Below are 17,226 nucleotides of genomic sequence, written 5' to 3'. Positions count from 1 at the left end.
GCCGGGCGGTGGCTCGAAAAGACGAAACTTTCCGAAATTCGGCCGGGTTAAACCTTCAGTAGCCGCAAAAGTCAAGGAAACTTGCTTCTCGCCGTCCCGTTGCCGGACCCTGTGGGGGCGCTTACCTCTTGCGCCAGTTCAGCTTTCCCTTGCGAGGACGACCTTGCTGCGCCGTTCCAGGACCTATTCCGGCCCCGTCACCGACCATTTCGACGGCAAGCGCTTCTACGATCCCGACGGCGTTCCGCCCAAATCCCTCGCCCAGGTGCTGCGCTGGCAGTTCGACCGCAACCGCAAGCGTTCCCGCTGGCCGTCCTGGGCGGCGAGCCCGCACGCCGACACGCCGCCGCACCGGATCGACGGCGAGACAGTGCGGCTGTCCTTCATCGGCCACGCCAGCTGGCTGGTCCAGACCGGCGGGCTCAACATCCTGATCGATCCTGTTTGGTCGGAGCGGGTGTCGCCATTCGCGTTCGCCGGTCCCCGGCGGCACAATGATCCCGGCATCGCCTTTGAGGGGCTGCCGCATATCGACGTCGTGCTGGTGTCGCACGGGCACTACGATCATCTCGACCTCCGGACCTTGTCGAAGCTGACCGCGCGCTTTTCGCCGCGGGTCGTCACGCCGCTCGGCAACGACCTTACGATGATCGACGCTGACTCCAAGATCCGCGCCGAGGCCTATGACTGGCACGATCGCGTGACGCTGAACGAGGAGGTCGCCGTGACCCTGGTGCCGACGCGGCACTGGACGGCGCGCGGGCTCTTCGACCGCAACAAGGCGCTGTGGGCGAGTTTCGTGCTGGAGACGCCGCGCGGCAGGGTCTACATCGTCTGCGATTCCGGTTACGGCACGGGCAAGCATTTTCGCCGCGTCGCGGAGCAGCACGCGCCGATCAGGCTCGCCATCCTGCCGATCGGCGCCTACGAGCCGCGCTGGTTCATGCGCGACCAGCACATGAACCCAGAGGACGCCGTGCAGGCGCTGCAGGATTGCGGCGCGGAGGCCGCGCTGGCGCATCACCACGGCACGTTCCAACTGACGGACGAGGCGATCGACGCGCCGGTCCACGCCCTGCACGCTGCGCTCGATTCCGCCGGCATTCCACGCGAGCGGTTCGGCGTGCTGAAGCCGGGGCAGGTGGTGGAGATCTGACTCGCTGTCGCAACCACAAAAGGTGTCGTCCCGGCGAACGCCGGGACCCATCACCACCGGATCAAGTTTTGCGAAGATCAGCAGCTCCATCTTGCACGACAACATCCGCCGCGGATTATGGGTCCCGGCGCGTTGGCCGGGACGACACCGAGTTTGTCGTCGCGCTGTGGGTTCACGACCGCGCGTGAATGGGCCGCGCCGAAGGGAGTGCGCCTTACTGCCCCGGCTTGATCGCCCAGGTCACGTTAACCGTGATCGCCAGCGTCTCCTCGCCCTGTGCCACCGGCGTCGGCGTCGCGGCCATCGGTGCGGCGAAGGTCTTGGCGCGGAACACCGGCGCCGGAGCGCCGTCCTCGGAGATGCTGAGCGGCTGGCCCAGCGTCACGCCGGCGGCCTTGGCGTAGATCTCGGCCTTGCGGCGGGCGTCTGCGACGGCCTTCTCGCGTGCCTGGTCGAGCAGCTTGGACGGCTCGGCGACGCTGAAATAGATGTTGCCGACATCGTTGGCGCCGGCCGCGACCAGCGTGTCGATCACGCTGGCGACCTTGGCGACGTCGCGCACCTTGATGGTGACGCGATTGCTGGCGCGATAGCCGGTCACGGCCGGCTGGGCCGGCCGGTTCTGCGCATATTGCGGCTGCAGCGACAGCCGCGAGGTCTGATAGTCCTTGTCGGCGATCCCCGCCTGCTTGAGCGCCTGCAGCACCTTGGCCATAGCGGCGTTATTGGCCTCGGCCGCCTCGCGCGCGGTCTTGGCGTCGGACGCCACGCCGGCGTCGATCTGCGCCAGATCCGGCGGCGCCGACACGCTGGCCTCGCCGCTGACGGTGATCGCCGGTGTGTCCTGACGGGCGATGTCATCCGCCAGCGCCGGCAGTGCCGTACTCGCCGCAAGTGCGGCTACAAACATCGATCTGATGATCATGGTGCTCACTTCAGCGGCACGTAGACGTTGATGACGAGCTTGTCTTCGGCCGTCTTCAAGGGGTCGGTCAGGTACTCCTCGATGAAGGTGTCCTTGGCCTCCAGCCGACGCTCGTCGAGGTGGTTGGTGATCGCCTCGTAGGTGTTGTCCATGTTATCGTAGGAGCCGCGATGGACGAACTTCAGCGCCTTGCCCTCGGGCGACTGGCCGATGCTCATCCCCTTGCCGAGCGTCTTCGGCTCCTGCTCGATCGGCATCTCGGCCAGGAAGGTAAAGCCGGTGTCGTCGGTCGAGGTGTAGACGATCATGCCGTTGCCGGCGGGCTTGATGCCCTGCTTGTCCAGCGTGGCCGACAGCGTTTTGAAGGAGTCGATCAGCGTTTCGAACGCATTGTCCCAATTGGCGGTGCCCTTGACGAGGACAACCTTCTTCGCCTCGAGCTTGATCTCGTCGCCGAAGGCGTCGGCCGCCTGGGCTGGCGCCGCGGCCGGCGGCGACGTGGCCGGGGACTGGGCTGCGGTCGGAGATGACGACGGCGAGGGGCTTGCGCTGGCGGCCGGCGTCGGGCTGGTCGCGGGCGCCGGACTGGCCGACGCGGCAGGCGCAGGAGAGGCCGGCACCGCCGGGGCCGGTAGCGCGCTCGGGGCCGGTGCGGGCGTGGCTGAGGCCGCCGGAGCCGGCGAGGCCGACGGCGCCTGGGCCCGGGCGAGCGTGCCGCCGAGCAGAAGCGCGACCGAGCTCACGGCCAGAACGAGGCGGAAAGTGCTGAGATTCATTCGACTATTCTCCAGTGGCCGTGCTGCTTTGCCCGGTTCGTGCCGGCGAATGAACCGGTCCTAACATGCTCGGCGGCGCGGCGTCCCATGACAGATGCGTCATGTCGCTCTGCAGGCTGGTCAATGCCGCGCCATTCGCCATATAAGGCGGACACAATTTGGATATTTTCATGAGCGCGCTGGCCAACCACAGCTTCGTCAAGATGAACGGGATCGGCAACGAGATCGTCGTGGTCGATCTGCGCGACGTGAAGCATGTCGTCACGCCGGACGAGGCGCGGGCGGTGGCATCCCGGGTGCCTTACGACCAGCTGATGGTGCTGCAGCCGCCGCGGCTCGACGGCACCGAAGCGTTCATCCGCATCTACAACAACGATGGATCGGAGTCCGGCGCCTGCGGCAACGGCATGCGCTGCGTGGTGCGCCAGGTGTTCGGCAAGACCGGCCAGACCAGCGCGACGTTCGAGACCCGCGCCGGATTGTTGAACTGCTGGCAGGGGCCGGCGCCCGACCTCTACACCGTCGACATGGGCGTGCCGAAGTTCGGCTGGCAGGAGATTCCGCTCGCCGAGGAGTTCCGCGACACCCGCTACATCGAGCTGCAGATCGGGCCGATCAATGCCCCGATCCTGCATTCGCCCTCGGTCGTCAACATGGGCAACCCGCACGCGGTGTTCTGGGTCGACGACGTCAATGCCTATGATCTGGAGCGCTTCGGGCCGCTGCTGGAGAACCATCCGATTTTCCCGGAGCGTGCGAACATCACGCTCGCCCACATCGTCGATCGCGACCACATCACGATGCGCACCTGGGAGCGCGGCGCGGGGCTGACCAAGGCCTGCGGCTCGGCGGCCTGCGCGACCGCGGTCGCGGCTGCCAGGCTGAAGCGCGCCAACCGGATCGTGCAGATGACGCTGCCCGGCGGCGACCTCACGATCGAGTGGCGCGAGCGCGACGATCACGTGCTGATGACGGGCACCGCCGCGTTCGAGTTCGAGGGGCGGTTCGAGCCGTCGATGTTCGCCAGCGTCGCATGAGCGTCGACGTCGTCACCTTCGGCTGCCGCCTGAACGCGTTCGAATCCGAGCTGATCGCGAAACATGCCGAGGCGGCCGGCGCCGATGACACCGTCGTCATCAATAGCTGCGCCGTCACCAACGAGGCCGTGGCGCAGGCGCGCCAATCCATCCGCAAGCTGAAGCGCGAGCGCCCCGCGGCGCGCATCGTCGTGACCGGCTGCGCCGCGCAGACGCAGGCCACCATGTTCGCTTCCATGCCCGAGGTCGACCGCGTCATCGGGAATGACGACAAGCTGCAGCCCGACGCGTGGCGTGCGACGACACAGGCGCTGGCCGTGCCACGCTTCGGCATCGATGCATCCGAGAAGGTCGCCGTCTCCGACATCATGGCGGTGACGGAGATGGCGCCGCATCTGGTCGATGGCTTCCAGCGGGGCCTGCCGCGTGTCTTCGTCCAGGTGCAGAACGGCTGCGACCATCGCTGCACGTTCTGCATCATCCCGTTCGGCCGCGGCAATTCGCGTTCGGTGCCGATGGGCGCCGTGGTCGATCAGGTGCGTGCGCTGAGCGAGGGCGGCCATGCCGAGATCGTGCTGACCGGAATCGACCTCACGAGCTATGGCGCGGATCTGCCGGGCGCACCCAAGCTCGGCCGGCTGGTGAAGCAGATCCTGCGCCACGTGCCCGAGCTGAAGCGCCTGCGCATCTCCTCGATCGATTCGATCGAGGCGGATGCCGACCTGCTCGATGCCCTCGCTGATGATGCGAGGCTGATGCCGCATCTGCATCTGTCGCTGCAGGCGGGTGACGATCTGATCCTGAAGCGCATGAAGCGGCGGCATGCGCGCGCCGATGCCATCGCATTCTGTGCTCAGGTGCGCCGGCTGCGGCCGGACATCGCGCTTGGCGCCGATCTGATCGCGGGCTTCCCGACCGAGACCGAGGAGAGTTTTACGCGCTCGCTCGATCTCGTCGAGGAATGCGGGCTGACCTTCCTGCACGTCTTTCCCTATTCGCCGCGGCCGGGCACGCCGGCCGCGCGCATGCCGCAGGTGGACGGCACCGTCATCCGCGAGCGGGCGCGGCGGCTGCGGACTGCGGGAGAAGCGGCGCTGCGGCGGCGGTTGGAGCAGGAGATCGGCTGCCTGCGCGAGGTGCTGATCGAGAGCGAGACGCAGGGCCGGACGGAGCATTATCTGCCGGTGGCCGTAGCGGGTCACACGATGGGCACCGTGCAGCGCCTCACGATGTCAGGTCATGATGGGGGCAGGCTGTTAGTCCCGCCCCCGCCGTCATCGCCCGGTTGAACCCACGGCTGTCCGGTTGAGGTTTCTAGCATATACTAAGGCTCAACTGGCGATCATCTCGAATGGTCGGTGGTGGAGGATCGAGTAGTCCATCGATCCTCCTGCGGTGCATGAGGTTTTGAGTGATCAGACCTGTGAACGCCTGCAAGCTCGTGACACTGCTTTGCAGCTTGTGGGCTGCGCGTAGCAGGAGATGAGCAATCAGCGCCACGGCGATCTGGATCCGGATGGCGTTCTCGGAGGTTCCGAGAAAGTGACGGATTTTCAGTGTGTGTTTAACCCAGCGAAAGAACAGTTCGATCTGCCAGCGGCGCTTGTAGAGGTTGGCGATTTCTTCAGCCGATGCATCGAGATCGTTGGTGATGATGCGTAGGATTTTGCCGGTTTCCGTAGAGACCCTGATCTCTCTGATAGGGTCCTGGAACGGGTTTTGGCGGGACGCTGCGAGCCTTGCGGGCAAGAGACCGACACGGTCGGACATGACCGAAGAGCCCTTGGGGACCTCGTTCTCAGTCACATCCCTAAGCTTGGTATTGGCTTTGAGACGGGTGACGAGACGGCACCCTTCCTTGTTGAGTTCGGCCCACCAGCCGTAATCATAGTAACCAAGGTCGAAGACGTAAGTGGCGCCCGGGCGGATCGGAAGCGACTTCGCCATCGTGATGTCGTTGACATTTCCTGCAGTCACCTCAGCCGACGTCGGATTTTCGGTGTCAGGATTATAGACGACGTGCAGCTTGAAGCTGTTGATGCCGCTGCTGAACTTGGCCCAGTCGCCGCTGAACGACGTTAGGGGAAACCTGGTCGAATCGATCAGATAGACAGCATCCGCGACCTCGCCTGCCAGCTTCCGTTCACAGCGCTTCATCATCTCGACCAGGAGCGCCGTGAAGACTTCATGGGGCCGCTTTGCATTGGCATCGGCCAAAGTCGAACGCGAAACCTCCTTTGCACCGACGTGATAGAGCCGCGCAGCATGGCTCTCGAAAGACGCTTCAATGGCACGCAGGCTCTCTGCTCGAGCCAACTGCGCATAGAGCAGAGCAATAAACTGGTTCCGGGTACTGAGCCGGCGTACGCGCCTGTCTGCCTTATGCGTTTCCACAAGGCGGTCGAACACTCTCCAAGGAACGTGCTTCTGAAGCGCGTGAAATACAGTATTGTGGTGGTGCATGGCGTGATCTTCCTGGCGTGTCTCGAATATTTGGCGATGCTCAAGACCGTAGAAGAATCCACGCCATGCGCCTTGTCCACTCAGTCTAAACCGGACAGCCGTGGGTTGAACCGGGCGATGACGGCGGTAGGTGTGGTGCGAGCCCAGGTCTCGCTTGCGCCTGATGCGGCGGCTCACTCCCCGTTCCACCCGCACATCCTGAGTCGCTCATGCATGTGCACCGGCGCCGGCGCCACCACGTGTACCGGCGGCTTGTTTTTCGACAGCGGGATCGAAATCTCGCGCGCGTGCAGATGCAGCCGCGGCTCGCCGAAGCGCGGGCCGTTGCCGTAGATGTTGTCGCCGACGATCGGCCAGCCCGACGCAGCCGAATGCACGCGCAATTGATGGGTGCGGCCGGTCACTGGTTCCATGGCGAGCCAGGTGAGCCGCGGACCGCGAGTGGAGTGCACTGACTCTACACCTGGCAGCTGCGCTCCCTCCCCCCTTGTGGGGGAGGGCTGGGGAGGGGGGTGGCTCCAAGCGACACTGCCCGTGGGGACCCCCACCCCCGACCCCTCCCCGCCGGCAGGCGGAGGCGGGTCGTTGCCACGAGTGGGAGGGGAGTTCAGGGATTGCCTGGCAGGCGAATACGACCGCCCCAGCACCCGCCATTTCGTCACCGCCGGCTGCCCTTGCGGATCCGGCTTCTGCCACCAGCCGCGCTCGGCGTTGAGCTTGCCGAGCGGCAGATCGATCACGCCCTCGTCAGCGTCAGGCCCGCTCTCGACCACCGCCCAATAGGTCTTCGAAATCTTGCCGTGCTTGAACAAAAGCCCGAGCGAGGCCGTTGCCTTGCGATGACGGCCGAGCACCAGACAGCCCGAGGTTTCCTTGTCGAGCCGATGCGCCAGCACCGGCGGGCGCGGCAGGCCGAAGCGCAGTGCGTCGAACGAGGCTTCGAGATTCGGTCCGCCCTTTGGTCCCTTGTGCACGGGAATGCCGGCCGGCTTGTCGATCACCAGCATCAGCCCGTCGCGATGAAGCACGCGGGCGAGCATCTCCTCGTCGCTGGGTTGGTTAATGTCCATGGAAACCGTAACGCGGGTGTGAGCTTTCGTTTGCGAATGGAAAGGGCTAACACCACGCCATGAACGATACCACCTCCGAAACACCCAAGCTGTCGTGGTGGCGGCGGCTGTCCGCGGGCCTGAAGCGCACCTCCGGCGCGCTCGGCACGGCCGTGGCCGATCTCGTCACCAAGCGCAAGCTCGACCGCGCGATGCTGGACGACATCGAGGACGTGCTGCTGCGCGCCGATCTCGGTACCCAGGTCGCTGCGCGGATTGCGGAGGCCGTCGGGACCGGCCGCTACGACAAGGCGATCAGCGCCGACGAGGTGAAGGCGGTGGTCGCGACCGAGGTCGAGAAGGTGCTGTCGCCGGTGGCGAAGCCGCTCGAGATCGCGCCGGGCCACAAGCCGTTCGTCATTCTCGTCGTCGGCGTCAACGGCTCCGGCAAGACGACCACCATCGGCAAGCTGGCCGCGAAATTTGCGTCCGAGGGCAGGCAGGTGATGCTGGCGGCGGGCGACACGTTCCGCGCCGCCGCCATCGAGCAGCTCAAGGTCTGGGGCGAGCGCACCAAGGCGCCGGTCATCGCCGGCGCGCAGGGCTCGGACTCGGCCAGCCTTGCGTTCACCGCCATCACCGCGGCCAAGGAGCAGGGCCGCGACATTCTGTTGATCGACACCGCCGGTCGTTTGCAGAACAAGGCCGAGCTGATGAACGAGCTCGAAAAGGTGGTGCGTGTCATTCGCAAGGTCGACGCGTCGGCGCCGCATGCGGTGCTGCTCGTGCTCGACGCGACGGTGGGACAAAATGCGCTGTCGCAGGTCGAGGCGTTTCATCGTACGGCAGGCGTCACCGGCCTCGTGATGACCAAGCTGGATGGCACGGCGCGCGGCGGCATCCTGGTGGCGCTGTCGGAGAAGTTCAAGCTGCCGGTGCACTTCATCGGCGTCGGCGAGGGGGTCGACGATCTCTCCCCGTTCGCCGCCAAGGATTTCGCGCGGGCGATTGCGGGAATCGAGGATTGACGTCACGGTGCGGCGCGCCTGCGAGCCTTTCCGCCCGTTGCGCGCCTCCTCCGCCACGAGACATCAGAGGCTACTGGATCATCCGCGGCCGCGGATGATGACAGCCAACGGGACATGGAATGGACAAGACCCAGCCGCATCCGCTGTTCAAGCTCGCCACCGAACTCGGTCCGCTGATCGTGTTCTTCGTGGTCAACGCCAAGTTCAATCTGTTCGCTGCGACCGGCGCGTTCATGGTGGCGATCATCGCGGCGCTGATCGCGTCCTATGTGGTGACGCGGCACGTGCCGCTGATGGCGCTGGTGACCGCCGTCGTCGTCATCGTGTTCGGCACGCTGACCCTGGTGCTGCACGACGAGACCTTCATCAAGGTCAAGCCGACCATCATCTACTGCCTGTTCGCGGCCGTGCTCGGCGGCGGTCTGCTGTTCAACCGCTCCTTCATCGCGATCATGTTCGATCAGATGTTCAACCTGACGGCTGTGGGCTGGCGCATCCTCACCTTCCGCTGGGCGCTGTTCTTCGCGGCGATGGCGGTGCTGAACGAGATCATCTGGCGCACGCAGAGCACCGATTTCTGGGTCGGCTTCAAGGCTTTCGGGGTTGTGCCGCTGACCATGATCTTCGCCATCGCCCAGATGCCGCTGATCAAGCGCTACCACCAGGACCCGGCGTCGCTCGAAGCCAGCGATGCGGCCGAGGGGGATGTGAGCAAGGGGTAGCTCCGCCGTGCCCTCTTTGCGAGGAGCGTAGCGACGAAGCAATCCAGGGCTGCGCGAGGACTCTGGATTGCTTCCCCGACCCGTTGGCTAGCAACGACGCCTGAACTACGATCCCGCCTTCAACGCCTTCTCGATCTCCGGCTTCAACACCGCATCGATGTTCTGCGCCGTGATCGGGCCGACCAGCTTGTAGACGATGGTGCCCTCGCGTCCGACCACGAAGGTCTCGGGCACGCCGTAGACGCCCCATTCGATGCCGGCGCGGCCATTGCCGTCGACGCCGACGACGTCATAGGGATTGCCGTGCCGGCCGAGGAAGCGGCGGGCGTTGTCGGCGCCATCCTTGTAATTGATGCCGATGATCTGAAAGCGCTTGTCGCGGCCGAGCTCGACCAGCAGCGGCGCCTCGTCGTGGCAGGGCACGCACCACGATGCCCAGACGTTGACGATGCTGACCTTGCCCTTGAGCGCCGCCGGATCGAGTCCGGGCACTGGGGTGCCGTCTTTGGCCAGCTCCGGCAGCGGCGGCAGCAGTGTGGCCGGCGCTGGACGGCCGATCAGCGCCGACGGAATGCTTGACGGATCGCCGTTGCCGAGGCGCGACCAGAACAGCGCCGCCAGCCCGAGGAACACCACGAGCGGCAGCAGCATGAGGAATGAGCGGCGCCGCGGCGCCGGCTCCGTCGGTTCGGTCATTGGATGTCCGTCGCGGCACGGCCGGAGCGCCGGCTGATGCCGCTGTCTTCAAGCGCCCGCAGCCGCGCCTTCTGGGTGCGGTAGTCGATGGCGATCCAGCCGATCAGCACCACCACGACCAGCGCCGCCGCAAGATAGGAGGTGGCGATGAAGGGGGTATAGGGGCCGAGGTCCATATCAAGCCGCTCCCGCGATCTGGCCGGCCGGATCGTCGGCTGGTGCGGTCGTTGTGTAGGCGCGCGCCTGCATCATCTGCAGGCTGCGCACACGACGACGCAGGATCTCGTTGCGCATCGCCGCGACATGCAGCGTCACGAACAGGAACGTGAACCCGATTGCCATCACCAGCAGCGGGATCAGGAATGATTTGTCGAGCGCCGGACCGCCCATCCGCATCACCGACGCGGGTTGATGCAGCGTGTTCCACCAGTCGACTGAGAACTTGATGATCGGCAGGTTGATGGCGCCAACCAGCGTCAGCACGGCGGCAGCACGGGCGGCGCGGGTGGGATCCTCGACCGCGCGCCACAGCGCCATCAGGCCGAGATACATCAGGAACAGGATCAGCACCGAGGTCAGCCGGGCATCCCACTCCCAATAGGTGCCCCACATCGGCCGGCCCCACAGCGAGCCGGTGAGCAGCGCGAGGAACGTGAAGCTGGCGCCGATCGGGGCGGCGGCCTTGGCGGCGACGTCGGCGAGCGGATGCCGCCATACCAGGGTGCCGAGCGAGGCGATGCTCATGACGCCCCAGACGAACATCGACAGCCACGCATTGGGCACGTGGATGAACATGATCTTGACGGTCGCGCCCTGCTGATAGTCGTCGGGCGCCAGCGCCGAGAGGTACAGGCCGGCAGCCAGCAGCGCGGTCGTGACCAGCGCCAGCCACGGCAGCAACCGTGCGGCGAGGCCGAGGAACCGGGTGGGATTGGCAAGGTCGATCAGCGACATGAGACCCTTGTTAAAGGCGGAAGCGGTTGCAGGCAATCAGCATGGCGCCACCAGGTAAGAGTTGATCATGGTCAAACCTCGGCGGGCGGTGGGTCAATCCAGCCCGTTCCGCAAGCTTGTCGCAGCGGCGAACGGGCCGATCACGAAACTCACCAGCGACAATGCGCACAGGATCGAGAATGGCGCCCCGAACGGCAGCGGACCGACGATGGCCGCCTGCGACGCCGCGACGCCGAAGATCAGCACCGGGATCGATAGTGGCAGCACCAAGACCGCCAGCAGCAGCCCGCCGCGGTGCATGGTCACCGCCAGCGCCGCGCCGATCATGCCGATGAAGGTCAGGGCAGGCGTGCCCGCCAATAGCGTCAGCGCGACGGCGCCGGTGGCGGTGGCGTCGAGATTGAGAAGCAGTCCGAGCACGGGCGTCGCGATCACCAGCGGCAGGCCGGCGGCGAGCCAGTGCGCCAGCGCCTTGGCGGCGCAGGCCAGCTCCAGCGGCGTCCGGCTCATCACGACCAGGTCGAGCGAGCCGTCCTCGTGGTCGGCGGTGAACAGCCGGTCCAGGGTGAGCAGGCTGGAGAGCAGGGCACCGAGCCAGAGGATGGCGGGGCCGAGCCGGGTCAGGAGCGCCAGATCCGGCCCGACCGCGAATGGCATCAGCACCACGACGGTGAGGAAGAACAGCACGCCGATCAACGCACCGCCGCCGATGCGCAGCGCGATCCGGATGTCGCGGCGGATGAGGGCACCGAGCGCGGTCATGCGGGGAGGGCCTTGGCTGATTGCTTGATGGCAGATGGTGAGCCGCGTTCGCTCCACCCGCAAACTGCGTTCCCTCCCCCCTTGTGGAGGAGGGCTGGGGAGGGGGGTGGCTCCGGGTGATGCTGCCGTTGTGGACCCCCACCCCCGACCCCTCCCCGCAAGGGGGAGGGGTCGGCGCGCCGATGGGACGTTGGTTGGTGCGACCGAATCTCGTCAAACAAGTTAGAGCGCGTCGTGGGGCCCCCCCCTCCCTGACCCTCCCCCACAAGGGGGGAGGGAACGGAGAGAGCGGTGGGTGGGACTGCGAAGAGGCGAGAGGGAATCATCGAGCCTCCCCGATCCGCAGCTCACGCGCGGCGATGCCGAGCGGTCCATGTGTCGCGGCCACGATCAGCCCGCCGCCAGCGAGATGCTCGCGCATCAGGCCGGCGAACATCGTCTGTCCGGCGACGTCGAGCGCGGCGGTCGGCTCGTCCAGCAGCCACAGCAGGCGCGGCACCGCCAGCAGGCGGGCCAGCGACAGGCGGCGGCGCTGGCCGGCGGACAGATAGGCAGCGGGCAGGTCGATGGCGTGGGCGATGCCGACGGCAGCGAGGCAGTCGGGGATCGGTCGCGTGACGCCGCCGCCGAGGAATTCGGCCCAGAAGGTCAGGTTTTCGCGCACGCTGAGCGCCGGCTTCAGCGCGTCGCGGTGGCCGAGATAGTGCGCCTGCTCGGGCACCGTCAACTCGCCTTCGCCGCCCTCGATGGCGATGGAGCCGCCCGCCGGCAGCAGTAGGCCGGCGATCAGCCGCAGCAGTGATGTCTTGCCCGCACCATTGTGTCCGGTCACCGCCAGCGCCTCGCCCGCGACCGCTTCGAACGCAAGGCTTGCGAATACCTCGCGACCGCCGCGCACGCATCTGACGTCGCGGCCGAACAGTTTCGGAGACAGTGTTGGAGAAAGCTGCATGGCCCGTCGTGACAGCCCTTACGAAATTGATGGCTAGCGCGTGAGAATTTGTGGGTGATGCCACGTCGCGGCTTGCTTGTGGCTGTGGCGGCGCAGTTAGAAAGCTTCTATAAGCCCGACCTTGATGCAGCACACAATCGCCCGCTGCAAGCCATCCGGCGCCTCGCGCTGACGGTTCTTAAATACCCCCTCCGGGTATACAGATCAATTGGGATTTCCACGCATGACCTCGCTCGACAGCTTCAAGTGTCGCAAGACCCTCAAGGTCGGAACGAAGAGCTACATTTACTACAGCTTGCCCACAGCCGAGAAGAACGGTCTCAAGGACATCTCCAAGCTGCCCTATTCGATGAAGGTGCTGCTCGAGAATCTGCTGCGCAACGAGGACGGCCGCACCGTCACCAAGGACGACATTGTCGCGGTGTCGAAATGGCTGCGCAAGAAGTCGCTGGAGCACGAGATCGCCTTCCGTCCGGCGCGCGTGCTGATGCAGGATTTCACCGGCGTGCCTGCGGTGGTCGATCTCGCAGCGATGCGCAACGCGATGCAGAAGCTCGGCGGCGATGCCGAGAAGATCAACCCACTGGTGCCGGTCGATCTCGTCATCGACCACTCGGTGATCGTGAACTACTTCGGTGACAACAAGGCGTTCGGCAAGAACGTCGCCGAGGAGTACAAGCAGAACCAGGAGCGCTACGAATTCCTGAAGTGGGGCCAGAAGGCGTTCTCGAACTTCTCCGTCGTGCCGCCCGGCACCGGCATCTGCCATCAGGTCAATCTCGAATACCTGGCGCAGACCGTCTGGACCAAGAAGGAGAAGATGACCGTCGGCCGCACCAAGGGCACCTTCGAGGTCGCCTATCCGGATTCGCTGGTCGGCACCGATTCGCACACCACGATGGTCAATGGTCTGGCCGTGCTCGGCTGGGGCGTCGGCGGCATCGAGGCTGAGGCCTGCATGCTCGGCCAGCCGCTGTCGATGCTGCTGCCCGACGTCGTCGGCTTCAAGCTGACCGGCGCGTTGAAGGAAGGCGTGACCGCGACCGACCTGGTGCTGACCGTCACCCAGATGCTGCGCAAGCTCGGCGTGGTCGGCAAGTTCGTCGAGTTCTTCGGCCCCGGCCTCGACCATCTCTCGGTCGCCGACAAGTCGACCATCGCCAACATGGCCCCCGAATATGGCGCGACCTGCGGCTTCTTCCCGGTTGACGCCGCCACCATCGACTATCTCAAGACCTCGGGCCGCAAGGGCCCGCGCGTCGCGCTGGTCGAGGCCTATGCCAAGGCGCAGGGCCTGTTCCGCACCGCCAAGTCGGCGGACCCGGTGTTCACGCAGACACTGACCCTCGATCTCGCCGACGTCGTGCCGTCGATGGCTGGTCCGAAGCGTCCCGAGGGCCGCATCGCCCTGCCGGCGGTGGCCGAGGGCTTCGCCACCGCGCTGGCCGGCGAGTACAAGAAGAGCGATGCCGCGCAGCGCTTCCCCGTTGAGGGCAAGGACTTCGACATCGGCCATGGCGATGTCGTCATCGCCGCCATCACCTCCTGCACCAACACCTCGAACCCGAGCGTGCTGATCGGCGCCGGCCTCTTGGCCCGCAACGCCGCCGCCAAGGGCCTCAAGGCCAAGCCGTGGGTGAAGACCTCGCTCGCCCCGGGCAGCCAGGTGGTCGCCGAGTACCTGGCTAACTCCGGCCTGCAGAAGGACCTCGACAAGGTCGGCTTCAACCTGGTCGGTTTCGGCTGCACCACCTGCATCGGCAATTCAGGTCCGCTGCCGGAGGAGATCTCGAAGTCGATCAACGACAACGGCGTCGTCGCGGCGGCCGTGCTGTCGGGCAACCGCAACTTCGAAGGCCGCGTCTCGCCGGACGTGCAGGCCAACTACCTGGCCTCGCCGCCGCTGGTCGTGGCCTACGCGCTGGCCGGCACCGTGACCAAGGATCTTTCGGTCGAGCCGATCGGCATCGGCAAGGACAAGAAGCCAGTCTACCTGAAAGACATCTGGCCGACGACCAAGGAGGTCAACGACTTCGTCAAGAAATTCGTCAAGGCGTCGATCTTCAAGAAGCGCTACGCCGACGTGTTCAAGGGCGACACCAACTGGCGCAAGATCAAGACGGTCGAGAGCGAGACCTATCGCTGGAACATGTCGTCGACCTACGTGCAGAACCCGCCGTATTTCGACGGCATGAAGAAGGAGCCCGAGCCGATCAAGGACATCGTCGAGGCCCGCGTGCTGGCGCTGTTCGGCGACAAGATCACGACCGACCACATCTCGCCGGCCGGTTCGATCAAGCTGACCTCGCCCGCCGGTAAATTCCTCAGCGAGCACCAGGTCCGCCCGGCCGACTTCAACCAGTACGGCACGCGCCGCGGCAACCACGAGATCATGATGCGCGGCACCTTCGCCAACATCCGCATCAAGAACTTCATGCTCAAAGGTGCCGACGGCAACATTCCGGAAGGCGGCCTGACCAAGCACTGGCCCGACGGCGAGCAGATGTCGATCTACGACGCCGCGATGAAGTACCAGGAAGAGGGCGTGCCGCTGGTGGTGTTCGCCGGCGCCGAATACGGCAACGGCTCGTCGCGCGACTGGGCTGCGAAAGGTACCCGGCTGCTCGGCGTCCGCGCCGTGATCTGCCAGAGCTTCGAGCGCATCCATCGTTCGAACCTGGTCGGCATGGGTGTGCTCCCGCTCACCTTCCAGGAAGGCACGTCCTGGTCCTCGCTCGGCCTGAAGGGCGACGAGAAGGTCACCATCAAGGGCCTGCAGGGCGACCTGAAGCCGCGTCAAACCCTGACCGCCGAGATCGTGTCGGCCGACGGGGCGGCGCAGCAGGTGCCGCTGCTCTGCCGGATCGATACGCTGGACGAGCTGGACTACTATCGCAACGGCGGCATCCTGCACTACGTGCTGCGCAAGCTCGCTGCTTAACCAAAGCGCGACGCGACAGTTTGGCTCACTCTGAAGTGAGTAGCAGGTGATGAAGGAGGCGGCCTATGACAAAGGCTGCCTCCTTTTCGTTTGCAATCTATTAACTACGAGGGCGGCTTCGCAGATCATTGACGCGGCAGGGCGCAGCGGACCATGTTCCAGACAGGACAGTGACGATGAGTGGACAGATGTCGTGGTGGTCGCGCGCGGCGCTGAGTGTCTGTGCGGTCATCGCTTTCGTCCGGCCGGCTGCGTCCGATCCGCGTGCGGTGATCGAACTCTTCACGTCCCAGGGCTGTTCATCCTGCCCGCCGGCCGACAAGATCCTCGGCGAGCTCGCCAGAGATCCCTCGGTCATCGCGCTGTCCCTGCCGATCGACTACTGGGACTACCTGGGCTGGAAGGACACGCTGGCCGACTCCCGCTTCACGGCCCGGCAGCGGGCCTATTCCAGGGCGCGTGGCGATCGCGAAGTCTATACGCCGCAGGCGGTGGTCAACGGCTCCGTGCATGTGATCGGCAGCGACCGCGAGGCGATCGAAGGCGCCATCGAGGAGACCGTCCAGGGTGGCAGCGTGATGTCGGTGCCGGTGAGGCTGTCGGTCGACGGCCAGGACCTCACTGTCTCCGTGGCCGCGGCCAACGACCAGATGCCGCGCAAGCACGGCGAGGTCTGGGTCTGCTCGATCTCGCGGGTGGTCCCGATCTCGGTCGGCCGCGGCGAGAACAGCGGCCGTGATCTGACCTATTACAACGTCGTTCGCGGTCTTCAGAAACTGGGTGACTGGAATGGGTCGCCGGTCAGATGGAGCGTGCCGCTGGAGAAGATCGCCCGCGAGGGCGTCGATGGCACCGTCGTCTATGTGCAGGACGGCAGTCGCGACCGCCCCGGTGCGATGCTCGGGGCCGCCTTTTCCGAGTTGCCATTGGTCGGACGGGCTTCAGCAACGGCGCGTGCTCCCGAGCGCTGATCTTCCATCGTCCTGATCTTCGTTTCCGTTGACCTGCGGTAAGGCGCGTCACGTCCATAGGACGGAGGCGCGCCATAACATGTTCCGTGCAGCTCACGCCAAAAAAGCAAAAGGACCAACTTGCGTTGGCCCTTTGCCTTACTTGTGAATGGACCCGATCCTGACGACCCCGGGGGGCTGGGGGCTGAGGAATCCGGAACCGAAAGGACCGGGCCAACGCACACGAATCTTATGCCTAAGGTCGGGGGCGGTCGGTGGGCGGAAAGACGGCGCGATTATGATTCTGCTAACGATCCCGTGACGCTTGCGTGTTCGCGGAGTTCGCGCGGTTGGCATGCGCGGCCGAACTTCAACAATGAAAACGGCCCCTTGCGGCTTCCGGCGGATGGCGCGATCATGTCACACAGATGACAGGAGGACGCTCATGAACCTCACTCCGGAGGATGCCGACCCCAGCGAGAACCGCGCGGCGGCGCGCAACGCGGCCGCAGCGCCCAACCGGGTGACGTTCGATCGCCTCGAGCTGAATCGTATCCTCAACCTCTACGGCCGCATGGTCGCCGACGGTGAGTGGCGCGACTATTCGATCGACTTCCTGCGTGACCGGGCCGTTTTCTCCGTGTTTCGCCGGGCGTCCGAGGTGCCGATCTACCGCATCGAGAAGGACCCGCGGCTGGCGCGTAAGCAGGGCATGTACAGCGTGGTCTCGGCCACCGGCCTGATCCTGCGCCGCGGTCATGAGCTCGAGCGCGTGCTGCTGGTGATCGCGCCGAAGCCGGCGCTGGTCTGATCCC

17 protein-coding genes are annotated in these 17,226 nt (G+C 65.6%); 8 read left to right on the top strand and 9 right to left on the bottom strand.

The genetic code is table 11. The features are described from left to right. The first annotated feature begins 163 nt into the window (after positions 1-163). Positions 164-1,156: an MBL fold metallo-hydrolase gene (locus QW868_RS05125; protein WP_316230066.1), complete on the top strand. Its 993-nt coding sequence runs from the start codon at positions 164-166 to the stop codon at positions 1,154-1,156. A gap of 214 nt (positions 1,157-1,370) precedes the next feature. On the opposite strand, the gene QW868_RS05120 is transcribed toward QW868_RS05125, so the two are convergent. Next, on the bottom strand, positions 1,371-2,081 hold the full coding sequence (locus QW868_RS05120) for an SIMPL domain-containing protein (RefSeq protein ID WP_316230065.1): 711 nt from the start codon (positions 2,079-2,081) through the stop codon (positions 1,371-1,373). A 5-nt stretch (positions 2,082-2,086) separates the two neighbouring features. Then, positions 2,087-2,857: a GyrI-like domain-containing protein gene (locus tag QW868_RS05115; RefSeq protein ID WP_316230064.1), complete on the bottom strand. Its 771-nt coding sequence runs from the start codon at positions 2,855-2,857 to the stop codon at positions 2,087-2,089. Between the two features lie 170 nt (positions 2,858-3,027). Between QW868_RS05115 and dapF the strand changes: the two genes are divergently transcribed. Both dapF and mtaB read left to right on the top strand, forming a co-directional pair. Further along, a complete protein-coding gene (gene dapF, locus QW868_RS05110; protein ID WP_316230063.1) occupies positions 3,028-3,894 on the top strand; it encodes a diaminopimelate epimerase in 867 nt (288 codons plus the stop codon). Then, the gene (mtaB, locus tag QW868_RS05105; protein WP_316230062.1) at positions 3,891-5,183 is read left to right on the top strand and encodes a tRNA (N(6)-L-threonylcarbamoyladenosine(37)-C(2))-methylthiotransferase MtaB; all 1,293 of its coding nucleotides are present in this window, start codon (positions 3,891-3,893) and stop codon (positions 5,181-5,183) included. The genes dapF and mtaB overlap by 4 nt, the downstream gene beginning before the upstream one ends. Before the next feature lie 25 nt (positions 5,184-5,208). On the opposite strand, the gene QW868_RS05100 is transcribed toward mtaB, so the two are convergent. Then, positions 5,209-6,357 (bottom strand): IS4 family transposase, encoded by a 1,149-nt coding sequence (locus QW868_RS05100; protein WP_316230077.1) that lies wholly within the window; start codon positions 6,355-6,357, stop codon positions 5,209-5,211. A 173-nt stretch (positions 6,358-6,530) separates the two neighbouring features. Next, entirely contained in the window at positions 6,531-7,427 is an 897-nt protein-coding gene (locus QW868_RS05095) for an RNA pseudouridine synthase (protein ID WP_316230061.1), read from the bottom strand. A gap of 59 nt (positions 7,428-7,486) precedes the next feature. Here QW868_RS05095 and ftsY point away from each other — a divergent pair, with 59 nt between their 5' ends. After that, entirely contained in the window at positions 7,487-8,434 is a 948-nt protein-coding gene (ftsY, locus tag QW868_RS05090) for a signal recognition particle-docking protein FtsY (protein WP_315757133.1), read from the top strand. Between the two features lie 119 nt (positions 8,435-8,553). Continuing rightward, complete coding sequence (locus tag QW868_RS05085; protein WP_315740693.1) at positions 8,554-9,156, top strand: septation protein A; 603 nt, start codon at positions 8,554-8,556, stop codon at positions 9,154-9,156. Between the two features lie 105 nt (positions 9,157-9,261). Here QW868_RS05085 and QW868_RS05080 read toward each other — a convergent pair whose 3' ends face one another. From QW868_RS05080 to ccmA, 5 genes are all read right to left on the bottom strand, one after another. Next, the gene (locus tag QW868_RS05080; RefSeq protein ID WP_316230060.1) at positions 9,262-9,852 is read right to left on the bottom strand and encodes a DsbE family thiol:disulfide interchange protein; all 591 of its coding nucleotides are present in this window, start codon (positions 9,850-9,852) and stop codon (positions 9,262-9,264) included. Beyond that, positions 9,849-10,028: a heme exporter protein CcmD gene (ccmD, locus tag QW868_RS05075; protein WP_316230059.1), complete on the bottom strand. Its 180-nt coding sequence runs from the start codon at positions 10,026-10,028 to the stop codon at positions 9,849-9,851. Before ccmD ends, QW868_RS05080 begins: the two co-directional genes overlap by 4 nt. Before the next feature lies 1 nt (position 10,029). Beyond that, complete coding sequence (locus QW868_RS05070; RefSeq protein ID WP_315740696.1) at positions 10,030-10,806, bottom strand: heme ABC transporter permease; 777 nt, start codon at positions 10,804-10,806, stop codon at positions 10,030-10,032. 93 nt (positions 10,807-10,899) lie between these two features. After that, complete coding sequence (ccmB, locus tag QW868_RS05065) at positions 10,900-11,568, bottom strand: heme exporter protein CcmB (RefSeq protein ID WP_315740697.1); 669 nt, start codon at positions 11,566-11,568, stop codon at positions 10,900-10,902. Between the two features lie 322 nt (positions 11,569-11,890). Beyond that, positions 11,891-12,520 (bottom strand): heme ABC exporter ATP-binding protein CcmA, encoded by a 630-nt coding sequence (gene ccmA, locus QW868_RS05060; protein ID WP_316230058.1) that lies wholly within the window; start codon positions 12,518-12,520, stop codon positions 11,891-11,893. Between the two features lie 223 nt (positions 12,521-12,743). Between ccmA and acnA the strand changes: the two genes are divergently transcribed. The 3 genes from acnA to QW868_RS05045 all read left to right on the top strand — a co-directional run bounded on the left by acnA (position 12,744) and on the right by QW868_RS05045 (position 17,222). Next, the gene (acnA, locus tag QW868_RS05055) at positions 12,744-15,461 is read left to right on the top strand and encodes an aconitate hydratase AcnA (RefSeq protein WP_315740699.1); all 2,718 of its coding nucleotides are present in this window, start codon (positions 12,744-12,746) and stop codon (positions 15,459-15,461) included. A 188-nt stretch (positions 15,462-15,649) separates the two neighbouring features. Further along, positions 15,650-16,432 (top strand): DUF1223 domain-containing protein, encoded by a 783-nt coding sequence (locus QW868_RS05050; protein WP_315777347.1) that lies wholly within the window; start codon positions 15,650-15,652, stop codon positions 16,430-16,432. A gap of 424 nt (positions 16,433-16,856) precedes the next feature. After that, a complete protein-coding gene (locus QW868_RS05045) occupies positions 16,857-17,222 on the top strand; it encodes a DUF2794 domain-containing protein (protein WP_315740700.1) in 366 nt (121 codons plus the stop codon). Positions 17,223-17,226 lie beyond the last annotated feature (4 nt).

The organism is Bradyrhizobium sp. SZCCHNR1051 (genome assembly GCF_032489615.1).
Lineage (GTDB): Bacteria > Pseudomonadota > Alphaproteobacteria > Rhizobiales > Xanthobacteraceae > Bradyrhizobium.
The sequence above is the reverse complement of the archived record's forward strand: the minus strand, read 5'-3'. Positions and strand labels throughout refer to the sequence as shown.